The following is a 17,869-nucleotide window of genomic DNA, read 5'->3' as shown; positions in this document are numbered from 1 at the left end:
CGCGGGCCGCTCACCGGCTCTGAAACGATTGTGCTATATTCGGCAGGATTGATTTTTCGGCTACCGTCGCACCTGCTTTCTGTGCTGAGCACTATGCAAGATTCCCGTCGAATTTTCTGGCCGGCAATAGCCGGGGCGTTGCTGGCGCTAACGGGGCTGCTGGCGCAGTTCTACGTCACGTTCAGTAGCCGGCAGCTGCCGCCGCTGGAAACCGTCGTGCGCTTCTTCAGCTACTTCACCATCCTGACCAACACGCTCGTAGCCGGCTATTTTCTGGTGCGCAGCCTAGCACCGGGCTCCCGCTGGGGGCGCTGGGCGGCCCGGGCGGAGGTGGGTACGGCCCTCACGGTGTACATTCTGGTGGTGGGCGTGGTGTACCAGGCGGTGCTGCGCGGGCTGGTGCCGCTGGCCGGCTGGGGCATCCTCGTCGACAACATCCTCCACGGCCTCGTACCTTTGTACATGCTGGGCTTCTGGCTGCTGCTGATTGCCGGGCAGCCGGTGCGCTGGCGCACGTTGCCGTGCTGGCTGCTTTATCCGGCCGCTTACCTGGCGTACACGCTGCTGCGTGGGCCGTCCGCCGGCTTCTACCCGTATCCGTTCGTGGATGTGGCGGCGCTGGGCTACAGGCCGGTGCTGCGCAACTGCCTGCTGGTGCTGGTGGTCATGCTGGCTATTTCGGTGCTGCTGGCCGCGTTTTCCAACTGGCGGCACCGCCGCTCGTTGGCCTGATCATTAAAGCCGTTGGGCTTTTACCTTTTTACCCCTTTCTCATTTTGCATCCTCGCAACCCCCACGCCGACCGCTACGATTTCCCGCAGCTCATTGCCGCCAGCCCGGCGCTGGCCCCCTTTGTAGCGCGCAACCAGTACGGCGACGAAACCATCGACTTCGCCAATCCGGCTGCGGTGAAAGCTCTCAACCAGGCCCTGCTGAAGCAGTTCTATGGCGTTCAGCTCTGGGACATTCCGGCCGGCTACCTGTGCCCGCCCATCCCGGGCCGCGCCGACTACCTGCACCACGCCGCCGACCTGCTGGCGGCCCTGCACGGCGGCACCGTGCCGCGCGGCAAGCAGGTGCACGTGCTCGACATTGGCATCGGGGCTAACTGCGTGTACCCCATCGTCGGCACCCACGACTACGGCTGGCGCTTCGTTGGCTCCGACATTGATACGGTGGCCCTGAAATCGGCCAAGATGCTGGTGGCGGCTAATCAGTCCTTGTCCGGCCGGGTGGAAGTGCGCCAGCAGACCCACGCCAACTACATCTTCGACGGCATCGTGAAGATCCGGGAGGAGTTTGACCTGACAGTGTGCAATCCGCCGTTCCACGCTTCGGAAGAAGAGGCGCTGGCGGCCAATCAGCGCAAAACCCGCAACTTGGGCCAGCCGCGCACGGCCGAGCCGGTGCTCAACTTCGGCGGCCGCAACACGGAGCTCTGGTACACGGGCGGCGAAGAAGCCTTCGTGCGCAACCTGGTGGAGCAGAGCGTGCCGCTGGGGCCGCGGGTGCTGTGGTTCAGCACGCTCATCTCCAAAAAGGAAACCCTGCCCAGCATCTACCACTTCCTCAAAAAAGTGGGGGCTTTGGAAGTGAAAACCATCGACATGACCCACGGCCAAAAGGCCACCCGCTTCGTAGCCTGGACCTTCCAAACGCCCGAGCAGCAGCAGGCCTGGGCCGCGCGGCGCTGGAAATAAGGTGTTTCAGGACGCTGTAGAGACGCGTACTCGCGTCTCACCGTTGAACGACTGACACTGCGCTATCCGCTCCGGTAGATAAACAACATCAGCAACGACAAGACGCGAATACGCGTCTCTACACCCAAGATTCCACAACGAAAAAGGCCGTTCCCAGATGGAAACGGCCTTTTTCGTTGTATCGATTCTATCTGATTATTCCACAACCACGCGGCTCATCTGCGTGGCTTCGGGCGTCACGATCTGCACCATGTAGAGGCCGGCGGGCAGTTGCGAGGCGTCCACTGCAACATCCTGGCCGGAGAGGGCGCTGGTTTGGTTGAGCACCACGCGGCCGGTGGCATCACGCAGGGTGATGGTGGCGGTGCGGGCTTTGCCGGTGGCGAGGCGCACGGCAAACTGGCCGCGCGTCGGGTTGGGGTACACCTGCACGCTGCTTTGCTGCACGGTGGCGTTCTTGTTGCTCAGCACCAGGTTGCAGACCTGCACGCCACGGTTTTGCTCGGCAATGCGGGCCGCAAACTCCTGGTAGTACTGGTTCACGATGCGCGGCTCGTGCACGATGAGCGTGTTTTCGTCGTTCTCGGTGTTGGCCGAGAGGCTCCAGTTGTGCGAGCCCACAAATACCTGCGGGTCCGACTGCGAAGCGCCGGCATCAATGATGGCGTATTTGTGGTGCATGATGCCGCTGGTGTTCTTCACCATGCCGCGGGCCCCGATGGCCTGGCGGATGGTACGCAGCACGGCGCCCGAGCCCACGGAGCTGGTGTCGTTGTTGAGCACCTCGGTGCAGGCCGCAATGTTGCGAAGCTGCACCTGGTCGCGGATGGCGCGCCCGATGTCGATCTGCGTGTTGAGCATGGTGGCAATGTGCAGGTCGAAGTCGGCCGTGCGGATGGCGTCGATCAGGCGGCCGTTCACGTTGTCGGTCGGCGAGAACCACGATTCCACCAGCTTACCGCCGATGTTGAGGTAGTGCGGGGTGTTATCGGTTTTGCGCGAGCCGAACTTCACGGCACCCGCAGCGGCGCCGCTGCCGCCCCACATTTCCTCGAACTCCATCTTATACACCCGGGCCAGGGCTTGGTCCTGAATGACGATGGCGTTGTTGCGGTCGGTGGAAAGCTGCGCCTGGGTCCAGTTGGTAGAGCCGGTCCATACCCACGGCACGTTTGGGTTAGTATTTTCGGCATCAATAATCACAAACTTGTTGTGCATGATGCCTTGGATGGTGCCGGTGCCAGTCTGGGTACGGCCGATGCGGGCCACGCCGGTGTTCAGGCCCGGTACGCTCACGTTGGCATTGTCGTCTTCGTAAATCACGCGCACCCGTACGCCGCGGGCCTGGGCGGCATTCACCGCAGCCAGAATGGTGGGGCTGTTCCAGTTATAGATGGAAATATCAAGCGTGGCGGTAGCGCGGCCGATGTAGCGGGCCAGCGTATCGGCAATGGCGCCGCTGGGCAGGAACAGGGCGTTGTTGCCGGGCAGCGCCAGCGTGTTGTTCACCGTGCCGGTGAAGTAGCTGCGCATCTTGCCCGACGAGAGGGAAGCCGTAATCATGGGCACCACGCGCGACTCCGACAGGCCGGTGGCGTTTGTGGAGCTGGCTTTCACGAAGTATACCGTGGCCGGCTGCAGGCCCGCAATGGCCAGGCTGTGGCTGGTGGTGCTGGCGGCGCTGGTCACGGCCGTGAACGGGCCGGTGGCGCTGGTGGCGTACTCCAGCTTGGTGTTGCCGGCGTTCTGGGTGACAAAGTTCACCGTGAAGCTTGAAGTCGTGATGTTGGTTGGGAAGGGCGTATTCAACACGTTGGGCGTGTTGCCCTGGCGGAAATCCTCGTAGAGGCGCGGCAGCAGCTGGTAGCCAGCAGCCGTTGGGGTTGGCGCCGTGGTTGTGAACTGGCTCATGATGCCCACGGCATCAAACGTGCCGCTCGGTGAGGGCTTGCCGATGAGGCCGGCCGGGCCGGTGGAGGCGGCATTTACATACAGCACCGTGGCGGCGTTGTTGTTGATGCGGAACGTGGTGCTGCTGAACGACGTGATAGGAGAGCCGGTTGCGGTGTTGATGGACGTGGCCCCCGTGAGCTGTACCAGGCGGCCTTCGTACTGCTCGGCATAGGCGGCAGTGAAGCCACCGGCCGGAAACTGTACCGGCGCCGGCAGCGGCCGGTTGCCAGCCAGCACCGTCAGCGACGACACCGGGTCCAGTTCCAGCAAGCCGCGGAAGTCCTTGAGCGTGCCCGTCACGATGATGGAGTCGCCGGGCACGATGCCCGTGGTAAGCGTAGTCGAGTACACCCCGATGCCGGCCGTGCCGTCCTGGATGTAGCGAATAGCACCCAGCTCAGGCCCGTTCGTGACGATGCCACGCACTGTGACGGTAGCGCCCGATGTATTGAAGGCCGGTGCCTGGGCCCGGGCCGCGGCAATCGTAACGGCCGTCTGGGCCTGGGCAGGCCGGAAAGCAGCCATGCCACAGAGCAAGGCCAGCAGAGTAAATTTCTTCATGCAGGAAAAAAGAAAAGGAAACGCAGAATACTGAAACCAAAAGCGGCTGCAAATATCCTGATTTTCAGGCATAATACCACTTGCCGGGCCAGCCGCAACCTGCAAAATAAACGGCGGCCTTACTGCCGGCTGCTGCGCTTTTTGGTGTCCGTAATCATGGGCACGGCCGGGGCGGCCGAGGTGCCCACGGTGTTGGTGGCTGATACCCGCACGTAGTACACGGTGCCGGGCTCCAAGCCGGTAAGGTCGACGGTGTGCGAAGTGCCGGGGGTAGTAAGCTGCACTTTCTGGCCCAGGGCGTTGGTTTTGCCGTATTCCACGGTGGCAGTGCCGGCGTTGCGGGTGGAGAATTGAACCGTGAAGCCGGTGCGGCTGATGGCCGTTGGCACCGGTTCGCCCACGATAACCGGCAGGCCGCCGCCCACTACAAAATCGGTGGCGCGGCGCGGCAGCAGCTGGTAGCCGCCAGTGCCGGTGTTGGTGAACTGGCTGAGCATGCCCAGTAATTCGTATTCGCCGGCGGGTATGGTTTTGCCGACCAGCCCGGTTTCGCCGGTGGAGGCAATGTTGATGCGAATGGGGGTGGTTTTCTGGCCGTCGAGCAGGTAGTTGGTGTTGCCCTTCAGCGCTTCAGCGGGCGTGCCATCGGGGGCCGTGAGGCTGCTCAGGCCTTTGATGCGAATCAGGCGGCCTTCGTTGGCCTCCGTGAAGAGGGCCTCGGCTCCGGCGGCCGTGGTTTCGAGCATGGGCACGCGGCGGCCGCCGGCCAGCTTCTGCACCGTGGCCACGGGGTCCATTTCCAGCAGGCCGCTGTAGTTTTTGAGCGTGCCGGTGAGCAGGACACTGTCGCCGAGCTGCAGGGCGGCAAAGTTGGGGTTGTTCAGCGAAAAGGTGGCCAGGCCGGCCTGCTTGTCCTGCACAAAGCGCAGCTGCCCCAGCTCGGAGCCGTTGCTGACAATGCCGCGCACGGTGACTGTGGCACCCGGCCCCGCCAAACGCGCCGCCTGAATGGTGCTGAGCGCCCCCCCCGCCGATGGTGTACGGCTGGTTTGGGCTTGCAATGGCGGCAACGCACTGACCAAGAGAGCGGGAAGTAGCAGAATCTTCATGAGGGAGCGTAAGCGGTTGGTTGGCAGGAAGGAGAGCAGGAAGGGCAGGACCGCCAATCGGGATATCCGTACATGGAGGCTGCGGTAAAAATACAATGCCATTGGCAAAAGCTAGTGCCCGTTTTGCGCCTTTTTTACCGTTAATGAAACCTGGCTGGCCGGGGCTGTAATGGCCTAAATCATTTATTAGAAAGCGCTAATACAGCTGTCCTTCTAATAATGCCACGGCCCGAAGACTCCGAATGGTTACACAATGATAACCTTAGGATGCAATTTGGACTGGCCCCGCAGCACACGGGCGTGGCTTGGTTGCCTGATGTATGGCAACGTGTGAACAGGCAGGGAGCGGCATCCCGGAAAGCTAGTCTTTGGGCGCCTGCGCCGGATCAGTCGGCTCGCCGGCGCTGGCGGCACTGCGGCGGCGCGAGTCGGTGGCAATGAGCACCACCGGGCTCAGCGAGTTGCCGGCCATATTAGTAGACGACGCCCGGACGTGGTACGTGGTGCCTGGCCGCAGGCCCGTGAGCGTGATGACGTGCGTGGTGCTGATGGCCGCGTTGGTCACCACCGACTCCAGCTCGCCGGTGCGGCCGAAATCGATGCGGGTATCGCCGGGGTTGAGGGTGGTAAACTGCAGCTTCACGGTCTGGGGGCTGGTTTCGAGCGCCACCGGCACGCCCACTACTACGGGCTTGCCAAAGCCCACTTCCAGGTCGGCGTAGGAGCGGGGCAGCAGCTGGTAGAAGCCGCGGCCCCCGCCGGGCGCGTACTGGCCCATCAGGCCCATCACCGAAAACTCGCCGCTGGGCGCCGGGGCCCCTACCAGGCCCTGCACCCCGCCGGCGGTGGCCTGTACCCGCAGCACGGCGCCGTGCTGGCCACCCAGCAGGTAGCTGGTGCTGGCTGCCAGGGTGCGCGCGGCCACCCCGGCCATGGTAGTCAGAAACGGAATGCCGGTGATGCGCACCAGCCGGCCCTCAAAGGCTTCGTCGTAGACGCTGGCTAGGTCCTCGAAGGCCACCTCGTGCAGCGGCAGCGGGCGGTGCTGGGCCAGCCGCCGGGTCCGGGTGATGGTGGTCAGCTCCAGCAGGCCGTTGTAGTTGCGGAGCGTACCCTGCAGCTCCACACTGTCGCCGGGCTGCAGCGCCACAAAGGCCGGCGCGGTAGAGTAAGCGGCCAGCCCGGCGTTCTGATCGAGCAGGTAGCGCACGCCGCCCAGCTCAGGGCCGTTGGCTACCACGCCGCGCACAAGCAGTACCGTGCCCAGCGCAGCCCGCCGGGCCTGCCCCAGCCGCAGGAGCTGCGAGGTCTGGGCCTGGCTCGGCGCGAGATTCAGCAGGAAAAGAAAGAAGCAAAGAAACGGAGCGGGCAGGCGCGGGGACATGCAGGGAAGCAGGGGAGATGTCAAAATGGGATGCAAGGTGCGTCGCCGCCCGCAAAGCTGCAAATTCCTGAGTAGCTCGCCAATAGATTATATCAGTCTTACATAATATTTACCTCCGGGTGCAGCTCGATGCCGAACTTTTCCCGGACTGAGGCAATGATTTCGTAGGCTAGGTCGCGGATGTCCTGGCCCTGCGCGCCGCCGTGGTTGACGAGCACCAGCGCCTGCCGGTCGTGCACGCCGTGGGGGCCGCGGCGCAGGCCTTTCCAGCCGCACTGCTCGATCAGCCAGCCGGCCGGCACTTTCACGCCGCCGGGCACGGGGTAGCCGGGCAGCCCGTCGTAGCGGGCTTTCAGGTCGTCGAAGCGGGCCTGCGAGATTTCCGGGTTCTTGAAGAACGAGCCGGCGTTGCCGATCTGAGCCGGGTCGGGCAGCTTGCTGCGCCGGATGCTGCTCACGGCCTCGCTCACTTGGCGCGGGGTGGGCTCATCGGCCACGCCCATGTCCTGCAGCGTGGTCCGGATGTCGCCGTAGCGCACGTTGGGCTGGGCGCGGCGATGCAGGCGCAGCAGCACCCCCGTCACGATAAACTGGTTTTTGAGCGGGCCCTTGAACACACTCTCGCGGTAGCCGAAGCCGCACTCCTGGGCCGAAAACGTGCGTAGCTGGCCGGTAGCCGTTTCCAGCGCTTCCAGCTGCTCAAACGTGTCCTTCAGCTCGGCCCCATAGGCCCCGATGTTCTGCAGCGGCGCGGCTCCCACCGTGCCCGGAATTAACGACAGGTTTTCGAGGCCGCTCAAATCCTGGTCGAGGGCGTACTGCACGAGGCCGTGCCAGCTTTCGCCGGCCCCGGACCGCACCAGGGCGCTGTCGTCATTCTGCTGCACGATTTCCAGGCCGCGGATTTCGTTTTTGAGCACCACGCCGTCGAAATCCTGGGTGAAGAGCAGGTTGGAGCCGCCGCCCAGTACCAGCTTCTCGGCAGCCTGCACCTCGGGCATTGCCAGCAAAGCGCGCAACTCGTCCACCGTGCTAAAGCGGGCAAAAAGGCGCGCTTTTACGTCGAGGCCAAACGTGTTGTAGGGGCGAAGCGAAACCTGGTGTTCGAGGACGGGAGCTGAGTTCATGGCAATGCGAAGCGGGTGGTATCCAGGCAAAGGTAATGGGTTGTCTCTGGCTGATTCCTGCGCATACAAATGCCGCCCGGCTGCCCGTTGCTCCGGCGGAGTCATCGGGTAGCCGGGCGGCATGTCGTCGGGGCGGGTTGCTGATCAGGCGGAGGAGTGGGCGGTTGCGCGAAGCCGCTGAGGCGCATCCATTACCAGCGTCACGAGCAGGGCGTGGGGCAGCGTAACGATGGACGCTACCACCAGCGCCAGGCTAAACCAGGCCGGCGCATCGGGCAGGTGGCTGGCCAGCAGGCGGCCCAGGACCAGCAGCGCGGCGCAGCTGATTAGCAGCAGAGGCGCAGCGCGGCGCAGGAAAAACATGAGCTGCGGCAGCAGGGCCCGGCGGGCAACCGGTGGGCCACTCCCATAGCCTAACCATCCGGTCAGGCGCAGCACGTGCTGCAGGCTGTGCCAGAACACAAAGTACACCACCACCGACCAGCGTGGCGGCAGCAGCAGTAGTAGCAGCGCTAGTACCAGCAGCTCAGTCAGCTCGCGCCACAGCAGATCCCGGCGCCCGCCCACGGCATACCAGAGCCAGAGCAGTACGTGGCCGGCTGCCACCAGTATCCCCAAAGTGTTGGCTACCGCCCCAAATGTGGGCAGCGGCACAGGGGCCGCCCCGGTAAAGCGGAGCAAATCGTTGATGATGCTGGCCGTTTCGGTGGGCCACCAGACGGCAGGCACCGCAAAGAGCAGCATTCCGCGCAGCAGGCTGTGGCTCAGCCAACCCACTACGGGCACCTGAGTAGGCGCCGGCGCGTCGGCCGACCCCCAGTGCCACATGGTCAGCAGGAAAAACAACGCCACCGTGGCAGCGGGCCATTGCCACCAGAACAGGCCTGCCACGGCCGCCAGCCCCAGATAGCCAGCCAGAAACTGCACCCAGTAGCGCCAGGTGCGCAGGCTGTTGGCCGCCGGAGTGGTGGCGGGTACTACCAGCTGGTCGCAGGCGCCGTGGGCCACGCCCAGGCCTACCATGCCCACCGCCAGCGGCAGGCCCAGCACCAGCCCAACTTGGGCCGGAAACAGCCGCCCCAGCCCAATAAGAACCAGAACAGCAGCGTAGGAATAATAGCGCGGGGGCCAGCTGGTCGCCGCTGCACTGAAGGAGGCCATAAGGAGCGGGTAGAAAGGCAAACAGGCTGAGTTGTCCGGGTTCGGGCAACTCAGCCTGCCGGCCGGTGAATTCCAAAAAGCGGGATTTGCCGGAAAGGCCTGCCGGAGCTACACTACGGAAGCTGTGTTGGCCGGGGCCACCTTCACCGCCGACTCACTGCGGGCAATGCCGTATACCACCAGGCCGAAGCCGATTTTATTGATGGCATCGGCAATGTTATAGAGCAGGTCGAGGTCGTGAGGGCGGAGCAAGCCGGCACCATCGGGGCCGAGCCAGCCGCCGGGCATGGCCATGTAGCCGATGGGGTAGATGGCCCAGCCCACCAGCACGAACCAGGCCAGGGCCCGGACGCCTTTCTGCACGGCCACCGAGTTGGAGGCCGCCGCCAGCTGCGCCACTTCGCCCATCCAGGCCGAGTACAGGATGTACACGTAGCCCAGCGTAGAAAGGGAGCCCCACAGCACCGAGTGGCCCATGGAGCCATCGGTGAAGGCCTCGCCGATATAGCCGAAGACCAGCATAATGACGGCCGCCAGAATCAGCTTCCAGAGCAAGGACGCTTTGGCCCCGGCCGCCCGCACCAGCAGGTAGAACTCCACTACCATGAGCGGGACAGTGAGCGTCCAGTCGATGTAGCGTAGGGCAATGGGTGTTTCATTGGTCGAGACGTAGTAGTCGCGCATGTAGTAGTAATGCACGGCCGCAATGCCCGTAATCAGGCCTGAAATCAGCAGCGAGGTCTTCCATTTGTCGGCTACGGTACTCCGCTCAAACAGGAAAAAGACCGCCGCCGCCGCCATGGCCATGTACCCCGTGAAGAAGGTGAAAGCCACCGGGTCATCAACCGGGATACGCATGACGTCAAGTAACATGGTTCTCATGATGTGGGGGGTTAGGGTGAGTAAGAATTGTTCTATAATAATAACGATATATAGAGTAATGTTTAACTATTTGATTAATAAAGTTAAACAACTTCATTAATCTCATTTGTAAAGCTGAGTTGGAATGATGACGTAGGGGCTAAGCGGCGACGAATAGGATTAAAAAGAAGGCGGCGGGTTGTGGCACGAAAATTTTTCGCACCACAACCCGCCGCCCTTGGTTTGTCCCAATCTGTCTACCGCACCCGGTAGCCGTTGAGGGCATAGAACAACAAGTAGGCGTAGCAGAGGGCCGGCAACACAAACGCCACCCGGATGCCGCCGCCGTGCGTGGCCAGCAAGCCCATCAGCGGCGGAATGATGGCCCCGCCCACAATGGCCATAATCAGGTACGACGAGCCCTGCTTGGTGAACCTACCGAGGCCCGTAATGGCCAGCGGAAACACCACGGGCCAGATAATGGCGTTGCAGAGGCCGCACAGCACCACCAGCCACAGCGCGGTTTCGCCGGTGCTGAGGATGGAGAGCAGCACGAACAGCGTGCCAGCGGCGCACACGCCCGCCAGCAGCTTGCGGGCATCGAAGCGGGTGAGCAGCGGAATCCCGATGATGCGGCCCACCATCACCCCAAACCAATAAGACGACACCAGCACCGCACCCACGGCCTTGGTGAAGCCACTGCTGGTATCAATCGGGTCGGGGGTGTTGCCGAACAGGGCGGCGGCCCAGCCGGTGGCCACGCTCAGGCCGCGCACCAGCTCCTGCGTGAAGCCGCTAAGCTGGCTGATGTTCTGGCTTTCGCCGTAGCGGATGATAAACGAGCCAATGCCAACTTCCACGCCCACGTAGGTGAAAATGGCCACCACGCCCAGAGCCAGGTGGCGGAAATCGAGGGCGGAGCGGCGGCCGGTTTCGGCGGCGGCCTGCGCGGCGGCGGCTTCCTCATCGGCGGGCAGGCTCTCTACCTCGGGCAGGCGCACCAGGAAAAACAGCGCCGCCAGCACCGCCAGAAACACGGCCAGCCCCAGATACAGGGGCTTTACCAACGTGGCTTCCTGGGTGAGGCGCTGCTCCAGCGGCAGCTGCGCCAGCTGGGCCTTCAGCACGGCCGAGCCACCGAACAGAATCAACCCGCCAATGAGCGGCGAGATGGTGCCGCCCAGTCCGTTGGCCACGCCCACGATGCTTACCCGGCTGGCCGCCGTGCGCGCCGGCCCCAGCACCGATACGTAGGGGTTGGCCGCCACCTGCAGCAGCGTGATGCCGGCGCCCAGGAAGCTCAAGGCCAGCAGAAACAGGCCGAACGTGCGCGAATTGGCAGCCGGCACAAACAGCAGCGCTCCGCAGGCCATAATCAGCAGCCCCAGCACAATGCCGCGCTTGAAACCCATCCGCTCCAGCAGCTTGCCCGCCGGCAACGACATCAGGAAATACGCCCCAAAAAAGGCCGACTGCACGGCCGTGGACTGGAAGTCGGTGAGCTGGCACACGTCCTTAAGGTAGGGCATGAGCACGTCGTTGAAGTTGGTGACGGCCCCGAACAGGAAGAATAGGGTGGTCATCAGCACCATCGGGCCTGCGTAGGAGCGGGTGGTGCCGGTGGTGGCAAGCGGGGTGGAGGACGTAACGGGAGCAGCCATGCAGGGGCGGGGTAGAAGGAAAAAAAGCCGGCCCGGGGCCGGCTAAGCAATGCTACGGAGTTTTTGGCAGAAGTGCAGCGGGCGGAATCTACGCCAGCTTACTCGCACTCCTCCGCCGGCACCACCGGCCGCGTCAGGAACTGCCAGGTGAAGACGGCCCCGATGGCGCCCACGGTAGGCGCCACCAGGTACAGCCACAGATGCTCCAGATGCCCCGACACGAGCGCCGGCGCCAAGGAGCGGGCCGGGTTCATGGAGGCCCCGCAGATGGGGCCGGCAAACATGGCTTCCAGCAGCACCACCGCCCCAATGGCCAGCCCCGCAAACATGCCCTGTTCCTTGGAGCCGCAGGCCACGTTCAGAACCACGAGCATCAGGAAATAGGTGAGAATAAATTCCAGCACAAACGACTGCCCTTCGGAGCCGGCCGGCAGCGTGGCACCCAGCAGCGCATTGGCCGGAAACAGGTAGCGCAGCACCGCGCTGGCCAGCACGGCCCCGGTTAGCTGGCTGACTATGTAGGGCAGCACCTGCCGCCCCGAAAACCGGCCCGCAATGGTAAACGCCATCGTCACGGCCGGGTTGAAATGTGCGCCCGACACGTTGCCCAGTGCGTAAATCATGGCACTCACGATGAGCCCGAACGTCATGGCCACGCCCACGTGCGTGATGGCGCCGTGCGTTTCCTGGTTGATGATGATGGCGCCGGTGCCGCAGAATACAATGGCGAAGGTGCCCAGAACCTCAGAAACGTAGCGCTGCATATACCAGAATAAATAGGATAGCCCGGCATACGGCCGGCCCGTGCGCGCCCGATTGAGGCAGCCGCAGCAAACAAACGGATTTTCCGGCTTACAGCGGAAACTGCCGGCGCAGCTGCTGGTAGCCGGGGTGGTCGTCGAGGCTGGTGAGGCTCTCAAACATGCTGATAAAGGTGCGCACCAGCTCGGGGTCGGTGGTTTGCAGGGCCCGGGCCTCGGCCACTCTGTCCAGGTTGTACTGGCCCAGAAACACCACCAGCGCCCGAAACGGCTCCTTAGCCTCAGCATCGAAGCGCAGCAGCAGCTGCAAAGGCAGCACCGGCACCAAGTGATGGATGCCCAGGCCGGCCGCCCGCTGCTCGGGATGCTCCGACAGCGTCTGGAAGGCATCGTCGAGCTGGCGCAGGGTGGCTTGGTGCTGGTCGCGGTGCTCCTGCCAGTGCTCGGGGGCTACGGCTTCGGCTTCCGGATGAAACTGCTGCCACACGCCCTGCACGTAGTGGTGCAGGCGGCCGTGCTGGTCGGCGGTGGGCGGCAGGGCGTCGGGCGTTTCGTCGGCGGCGAGGGTGGCCAGGTAAAATTCGCGGGCGTCGCGGGCGCGGTCCAGCAGCAGGTCGTGAATCCGGTCGGTGAGGGCGCGCATTTCGCGCTGGTTGAGCTCAGGGCGGTGGTGGCGGGAGTAGAAGGTGCCAATGGCGGCCGAGTCGGTCATAATAGCCAGGTATTCGCTGCCGGCCGACTCTTCCAGAAACTCCGCCATACGCAGCATAATCGGCTGAAAGCCCTTGTACAGCTCCCGGGTGGCGTCGCTGATGGTCACGACGGCACTCTTGATCTGCTCTTCCACGGCGCTGCTGCGCTCTACCAGCTGCCGGGTTTCCTGAGCCAGCTGCTGCATTTGGGTAAGAGCCTGGTCGGTGTTGCGGGAGGCATCATCGGCCGCTTTCCAGCTCTGAAACGCCACAAACAACCCCAGAAACGATGCCACGCTGCCGATGATGGAATAATGCCCGTTCACGGCCTCGTAGGTGGTCAGCCCCAGCACGATCAAGGCCAGAAACAGCACCATGTAAAACAGGGAGCTTTTGTTGGGGTCGAAAAGAAAGGTAGAGCGGGACATAGGTATGAGAGTAATGCCAAGCTCCAGCTTGGCGCATCGTTGAACGGCTGTCGGGCGTCCAACGATACGCAATGTGGAAGCTTCGCGCTGCATCATGCTAGGTTGCCGGCCAACAATGCCGACCTTTGCACCTTCAACCCTCACGCAACACCCCGCATATGGCCCAGGCCCGCCGCTCCGCCCCGTTCTACATGACTGCCACCACCCAGTTCGGGCTGGAAGAGATTCTGGCCGAAGAGCTGTATCAACTCGGCGCCAAAATTGAAAAGGTGGGCCAGCGGGCCGTGGAGTTCGTCGGCGATATGCAGCTGTGCTACGAGGCCAACCTGTGGTGCCGCACGGCCGTGCGAATCCTGCGGCCCTTCGCCGGCTTCTACGCCCCCCACGAAAAGGGCCTCTACCGCGAAGTAGGCCGCATCGACTGGGCCGAATACATCCGGCTCGACCAGACCTTCGCCATCACGGCCGTCGTCAACAAGTCCACCTTCGAGCACTCGCTTTTCGTGGCCCAGCTCACCAAGGACGCCATCGTGGACCAGTTCCGCGACCGGACCGGTGAGCGCCCGAGTGTGGACGTGAAGAACCCCGACGTGCGCCTGCACCTGCACATGCTCGACAACGAGGTGGTGCTCAGCCTCGATTCCTCGGGCGAGTCCTTGCACAAGCGCGGCTACCGCCAGCAAACCAACGTGGCCCCGCTCAACGAGGCCCTGGCTGCCGGCATCCTGCTGCTGGCCGACTGGGACGGCAAAAAGACCCTCGTGGACCCCATGTGCGGTTCCGGCACGCTGCTTACCGAGGCGGCCCTCATCAGCCAGCGCATCGCGCCTGGCCTCTATCACCAGGGCAAGTTCGGGTTCGAAAACTGGGCTGATTTCGACAAGGTGCTCTGGGAATCGGTGCGCCTCGATGCCGAGCAGGCCCGCCTCGACGAGCCCCAGGCTATGCTCTACGGCTCCGACCTCTCGCCCGAGTTCATTGAGCTGGCCCGCGAAAACGTGGAAGCCGCCGGCCTCGAAGACTTCATTCGTTTCGCGGTGCGCGACGTGAAGGACGCCACCGCCCCCAAAGGTGAGCCCGGCCTCGTGGTGATGAACCCGCCTTACGGCGAGCGGATCGGGGAGGAAGCCGAGATGGACGCCCTCTACAAAACCATCGGCGACACGCTCAAAACTGGTTTCCAGGGCTACGACGCCTACATCTTCACCGGCAACCTGGAAGCCGCCAAGCGCGTGGGCCTGAAAACCTCGCGCCGCATTCCTTTATATAATGGTCCGATTGATTGCCGCCTGCTGAAGTACGAGTTGTACCAGGGCAGCCGCCGGACCCCCAATGTAGCATAGGCTTCAGCCTGTGCCGGATAGCGCCTGGTAGAATTTGCATTTTGTGTTTGTTCATCACTGCAGAGCCGGCTCATCAACGGCACAGGCTAAAGCCTATGCTACACATAGCAGCGCGGCCCCGGAACTGCGTACCTTTGCAGGCTAATTCCAAGTTTATGACCTCCTTCGCCGACCTCGGCCTCGCGCCCTACCTGTTGCAAGCCCTCGAAGAGCTGCAGTTCACCCAGCCTACGCCCGTGCAGGAGCAGGTGCTGCCCCTCACCCTCGACGGCCAGGATGTGGCCGGGCAGGCGCCCACCGGCTCCGGCAAAACTGCCGCCTACGGCCTCGGGCTGCTGCAGCAGGTTGACGTGAAAAACGACGCCGTGCAGATGCTGGTGCTGGTGCCCGCCCGCGAGCTGGCTCTGCAGGTGCGCGACGCCCTCAAGAAAATGGGTAAATACCTGCCCAACCTGCGCGTAGCGGCCTTCTACGGCGGCCACGCCTTCGGCGAGGAAAAAGCCTCCCTCACGCAGGCTCCGCACATTGTGGTGGCCACGCCCGGCCGTTTCCTCGACCACCTGGAGCGCCGTACCATCATCCCGAATCAGCTCAAAAGCCTCGTGCTCGATGAAGCCGATAAGCTACTGGAGCTGGGCTTCCAGGACGAGTTGGTGGAGATTGTGAAGCGCCTGCCGCGCCGCCGCCAGACGCTGCTGTTCTCGGCTACCATGTCGGACAAGGTGCTGGAGCTGATCCGCAAAAACCTCACCCGGCCCCGCGTCGTGAACCTGGGCGAGGATGATGACCAGCTACCCGAAAACCTCACCCTGATTGGCCACGTTGGCCCGATTGAGCTGAAGCCGGCGGCTTTGCTGCACATCCTGCGCCAGCCCGAAACCGGCCGCGCCCTTATCTTCTGCAACACCCGCGACCGTTGCATGGAGCTGGCCCGCTTCCTGCAGGGCCGCGAAGTGGCGGCCGAGGTGCTGCACGGCAAAATGCCCCAGCCCGAGCGCGACAAAGCCCTGCTGAAACTACGCAACGGCTCCAGCCAGGTGCTGGTAGCCACCGACGTAGCCGCCCGCGGCCTCGACGTAACCCTGCTCGACACCGTGGTGCAGTACGACGCCCCCGATAAGGCCGATGGCTTTCAGCACCGCGCCGGCCGCACGGCCCGCGCCGGGGCCGCTGGTACGGCCCACATCCTGGCCACGCCCAAGGAGCAGGACCACGTGAAAAAGTGGCCCATTGCGGAAACCATCAAGTGGAGCCAGATGGTAGCGCCCAAGCTGCCTGCCGCCGCCCCCAAAGCGCCTAAGCCCGAAAACGTGACCCTGCACGTCACGGCCGGTAAGAAAGACAAAGTCAGTGCCCACGACCTGGTTGGGGCCTTCGTGAACGTGGGTGGCGTGACCCGCGAGCAGGTCGGCCACATTGAGGTGTTCGACTACTACAGCTACGTGGCCGTGCCGCGCAGCCAGGCACAGGACGTGGTGCAGCGCCTGCTGGGTGCCAAAGTGAAAGGCAAGAAAGTCCGCGTAACCGAGGTGCGGTAGCATTTGAAGGTCTACCTGAACGTCATTCCGAGCGGAGCGAGGAATCTCGCGTGCTGACGTCTGAATAGCATTTCAACGTCAGCACGCGAGATTCCTCGCTCCGCTCGGAATGACGTTCTGTTTATCCTTAATACTGCCTCACCTTGCCCCGCCAGCTCCTTTTCATTTGCAGCCAGAACCGTTGGCGTAGCCTCACGGCGGAGCGGCTGTTTGACGGGCACCCAACCTACGACGCCCGCTCGGCCGGTACCGAGCCGGGGGCAAGGATGCGCGTCACGGCGGGGCACCTGGGCTGGGCTGATGCGGTGTTTGTGATGGAACGCAAGCATGCCGATATCCTGCGCCAGAAGTTTGGGCCAGAGTTGGCCGGTAAGCCGCTGGTGTTGCTGCGCATCCCCGACAAGTTTCAGTTCATGGACCACATCCTGCAGGACCTGCTGCGCGAGCGGCTGAAAGAGCACCTGCCAGAGCTGTAGCAGCATCCACAAGCGGTGTGTAGCCACTGGACAGTGTAGAGACGCGTATTCGCGTCTCGTCGTTGAACGACCGTAACCGCGCCAACTAACTAACGACGCGACGCGAATACGCGTCTCTACATCATACAACCAAACGACCTTCTGGTCGTTTATCCAGCCATGCCTTACCTGATTTTCGCGGCCATCGTGGCCGTTGTGTTCTTTCTGTTCTACCGCTACCTCACCGCCGACTCGCGCCGCAATAAGGCCGCGCTGGCCGCGGATTTTCCTGTCGAATGGGCCCGGATTCTTACCGAGCGAGTCGCCTTCTACGGCTCACTCACCCCGGTGGAAAAAGCCCGCTTTGAGAAGCGGATACAGGTTTTTCTGGCCCAGACACTCATCACCGGCATCCAGACCGACATCGATGATACCACCCGGGTGCTGGTGGCAGCCTCGGCCATTATTCCGGTGTTTGGCTTTCCCGACTGGGAGTATGGCAACCTGAGCGAGGTGCTGGTGGTGCCCGATGCCTGGCAGGAGCAGCAGGACCCGAACAAAGAAACCGCGCCGCTGGCCGGCACGCTGCTGGGCTCGGTGCGCAACTTCCAGACCTCGCACTACATGCACCTGTCCAAGGCCTCGCTGGAGCGCGGCTTCCAGGATTCGCTCGACAAGCAGAATGTGGGCATCCACGAGTTTGCCCACCTGCTGGATGAGGCCGACGGCGTGATTGACGGGGTGCCCGCCACAGTGTTTCCGGCGGCCCTGCGCCCGGAGTGGGAGGCGGTAATGGCGCGCGAAATTGCGGCCATCCGGGCCGGCAACTCCGAAATCAACGACTACGCCGGCACCAACGAAGCCGAGTTTTTTGCCGTCGTGACGGAGTACTTCTTTGAGAAGCCGGAGAAGTTGCAGGAGCACCATCCGGAGCTGTACGGCCTGCTGCTGCTGGCTTTCCGCCAGAACCCCAAGAGCCGGTTCCAGCGCTGGGCCACCGACCCGCGCGAGTGGCTCAAGCGCCTGCGCAGCCGCCGCAAGTTCGGCCGCAACGACCCGTGCCCGTGCGGCAGCGGTAAGAAGTACAAGGACTGCCATTTGGTACAGCACGAAGCGCAGGCCGCGTAACGGCGCT

Annotated in this window: 15 protein-coding genes; 6 read left to right on the top strand and 9 right to left on the bottom strand. The window is 63.3% G+C overall.

The genetic code is table 11. The annotated features are described in order from the left end of the window. The first annotated feature begins 93 nt into the window (after positions 1-93). Together O3303_RS07445 and rlmF are read left to right on the top strand one after the other, a co-directional pair. Positions 94-732 (top strand): Pr6Pr family membrane protein, encoded by a 639-nt coding sequence (locus tag O3303_RS07445; protein ID WP_269561432.1) that lies wholly within the window; start codon positions 94-96, stop codon positions 730-732. A gap of 44 nt (positions 733-776) precedes the next feature. Next, positions 777-1,700: a 23S rRNA (adenine(1618)-N(6))-methyltransferase RlmF gene (gene rlmF, locus O3303_RS07440; protein ID WP_269561431.1), complete on the top strand. Its 924-nt coding sequence runs from the start codon at positions 777-779 to the stop codon at positions 1,698-1,700. Between the two features lie 195 nt (positions 1,701-1,895). Here the strand turns inward: rlmF and O3303_RS07435 are convergent, their stop codons facing one another. The 9 genes from O3303_RS07435 to O3303_RS07395 form a co-directional block, all read right to left on the bottom strand. Beyond that, positions 1,896-4,214 carry a phospholipase D-like domain-containing protein gene (locus tag O3303_RS07435; RefSeq protein ID WP_269561430.1) on the bottom strand — a complete coding sequence of 773 codons (2,319 nt, stop codon included), beginning with the start codon at positions 4,212-4,214 and terminating at the stop codon, positions 1,896-1,898. A 119-nt stretch (positions 4,215-4,333) separates the two neighbouring features. After that, positions 4,334-5,323 carry a fibronectin type III domain-containing protein gene (locus tag O3303_RS07430; RefSeq protein WP_269561429.1) on the bottom strand — a complete coding sequence of 330 codons (990 nt, stop codon included), beginning with the start codon at positions 5,321-5,323 and terminating at the stop codon, positions 4,334-4,336. A 361-nt stretch (positions 5,324-5,684) separates the two neighbouring features. Further along, complete coding sequence (locus tag O3303_RS07425; protein WP_269561428.1) at positions 5,685-6,707, bottom strand: hypothetical protein; 1,023 nt, start codon at positions 6,705-6,707, stop codon at positions 5,685-5,687. A gap of 98 nt (positions 6,708-6,805) precedes the next feature. Further along, entirely contained in the window at positions 6,806-7,834 is a 1,029-nt protein-coding gene (gene murB, locus O3303_RS07420; RefSeq protein ID WP_269561427.1) for a UDP-N-acetylmuramate dehydrogenase, read from the bottom strand. Between the two features lie 144 nt (positions 7,835-7,978). Then, a complete protein-coding gene (locus O3303_RS07415; protein ID WP_269561426.1) occupies positions 7,979-8,995 on the bottom strand; it encodes a Brp/Blh family beta-carotene 15,15'-dioxygenase in 1,017 nt (338 codons plus the stop codon). Positions 8,996-9,103: 108 nt separating this feature from the next. Further along, on the bottom strand, positions 9,104-9,853 hold the full coding sequence (locus tag O3303_RS07410; RefSeq protein WP_269561425.1) for a bacteriorhodopsin: 750 nt from the start codon (positions 9,851-9,853) through the stop codon (positions 9,104-9,106). A gap of 260 nt (positions 9,854-10,113) precedes the next feature. After that, entirely contained in the window at positions 10,114-11,517 is a 1,404-nt protein-coding gene (locus O3303_RS07405; RefSeq protein WP_269561424.1) for a sugar MFS transporter, read from the bottom strand. Positions 11,518-11,615: 98 nt separating this feature from the next. Then, on the bottom strand, positions 11,616-12,281 hold the full coding sequence (locus O3303_RS07400) for an aquaporin (RefSeq protein WP_269561423.1): 666 nt from the start codon (positions 12,279-12,281) through the stop codon (positions 11,616-11,618). Positions 12,282-12,369: 88 nt separating this feature from the next. Continuing rightward, complete coding sequence (locus O3303_RS07395) at positions 12,370-13,398, bottom strand: hypothetical protein (protein WP_269561422.1); 1,029 nt, start codon at positions 13,396-13,398, stop codon at positions 12,370-12,372. Positions 13,399-13,556: 158 nt separating this feature from the next. On the opposite strand from O3303_RS07395, the gene O3303_RS07390 reads away from it, so the two are divergent. The 4 genes from O3303_RS07390 (at position 13,557) to O3303_RS07375 (ending at position 17,862) form a co-directional block, all read left to right on the top strand. Then, the gene (locus tag O3303_RS07390) at positions 13,557-14,741 is read left to right on the top strand and encodes a THUMP domain-containing class I SAM-dependent RNA methyltransferase (RefSeq protein WP_269561421.1); all 1,185 of its coding nucleotides are present in this window, start codon (positions 13,557-13,559) and stop codon (positions 14,739-14,741) included. A 155-nt stretch (positions 14,742-14,896) separates the two neighbouring features. Then, on the top strand, positions 14,897-16,279 hold the full coding sequence (locus O3303_RS07385; RefSeq protein ID WP_269561420.1) for a DEAD/DEAH box helicase: 1,383 nt from the start codon (positions 14,897-14,899) through the stop codon (positions 16,277-16,279). A 143-nt stretch (positions 16,280-16,422) separates the two neighbouring features. After that, positions 16,423-16,755: a low molecular weight protein tyrosine phosphatase family protein gene (locus O3303_RS07380; protein WP_269561419.1), complete on the top strand. Its 333-nt coding sequence runs from the start codon at positions 16,423-16,425 to the stop codon at positions 16,753-16,755. A 159-nt stretch (positions 16,756-16,914) separates the two neighbouring features. After that, the gene (locus O3303_RS07375) at positions 16,915-17,862 is read left to right on the top strand and encodes a zinc-dependent peptidase (RefSeq protein ID WP_269561418.1); all 948 of its coding nucleotides are present in this window, start codon (positions 16,915-16,917) and stop codon (positions 17,860-17,862) included. Positions 17,863-17,869: the final 7 nt, after the last annotated feature.

The sequence above is a fragment of the Hymenobacter canadensis genome (genome assembly GCF_027359925.1).
GTDB classification, from domain to species: Bacteria; Bacteroidota; Bacteroidia; order Cytophagales; family Hymenobacteraceae; genus Hymenobacter; species Hymenobacter canadensis.
The sequence above is the reverse complement of the archived record's forward strand: the minus strand, read 5'-3'. Positions and strand labels throughout refer to the sequence as shown.

Coding starts and splice junctions, on each gene's coding strand:
- O3303_RS07425 (WP_269561428.1), bottom strand. CDS start 6,707: ATGTCCCCGCGCCTGCCCGCTCCGTTTCTTTGCTTCTTTCTTTTCCTG.
- O3303_RS07385 (WP_269561420.1), top strand. CDS start 14,897: ATGACCTCCTTCGCCGACCTCGGCCTCGCGCCCTACCTGTTGCAAGCC.
- murB (WP_269561427.1), bottom strand. CDS start 7,834: ATGAACTCAGCTCCCGTCCTCGAACACCAGGTTTCGCTTCGCCCCTAC.
- O3303_RS07435 (WP_269561430.1), bottom strand. CDS start 4,214: ATGAAGAAATTTACTCTGCTGGCCTTGCTCTGTGGCATGGCTGCTTTC.
- O3303_RS07410 (WP_269561425.1), bottom strand. CDS start 9,853: ATGCGTATCCCGGTTGATGACCCGGTGGCTTTCACCTTCTTCACGGGG.
- O3303_RS07375 (WP_269561418.1), top strand. CDS start 16,915: ATGCCTTACCTGATTTTCGCGGCCATCGTGGCCGTTGTGTTCTTTCTG.
- O3303_RS07430 (WP_269561429.1), bottom strand. CDS start 5,323: ATGAAGATTCTGCTACTTCCCGCTCTCTTGGTCAGTGCGTTGCCGCCA.
- O3303_RS07415 (WP_269561426.1), bottom strand. CDS start 8,995: ATGGCCTCCTTCAGTGCAGCGGCGACCAGCTGGCCCCCGCGCTATTAT.
- O3303_RS07390 (WP_269561421.1), top strand. CDS start 13,557: ATGGCCCAGGCCCGCCGCTCCGCCCCGTTCTACATGACTGCCACCACC.
- O3303_RS07400 (WP_269561423.1), bottom strand. CDS start 12,281: ATGCAGCGCTACGTTTCTGAGGTTCTGGGCACCTTCGCCATTGTATTC.
- O3303_RS07445 (WP_269561432.1), top strand. CDS start 94: ATGCAAGATTCCCGTCGAATTTTCTGGCCGGCAATAGCCGGGGCGTTG.
- O3303_RS07395 (WP_269561422.1), bottom strand. CDS start 13,398: ATGTCCCGCTCTACCTTTCTTTTCGACCCCAACAAAAGCTCCCTGTTT.
- O3303_RS07405 (WP_269561424.1), bottom strand. CDS start 11,517: ATGGCTGCTCCCGTTACGTCCTCCACCCCGCTTGCCACCACCGGCACC.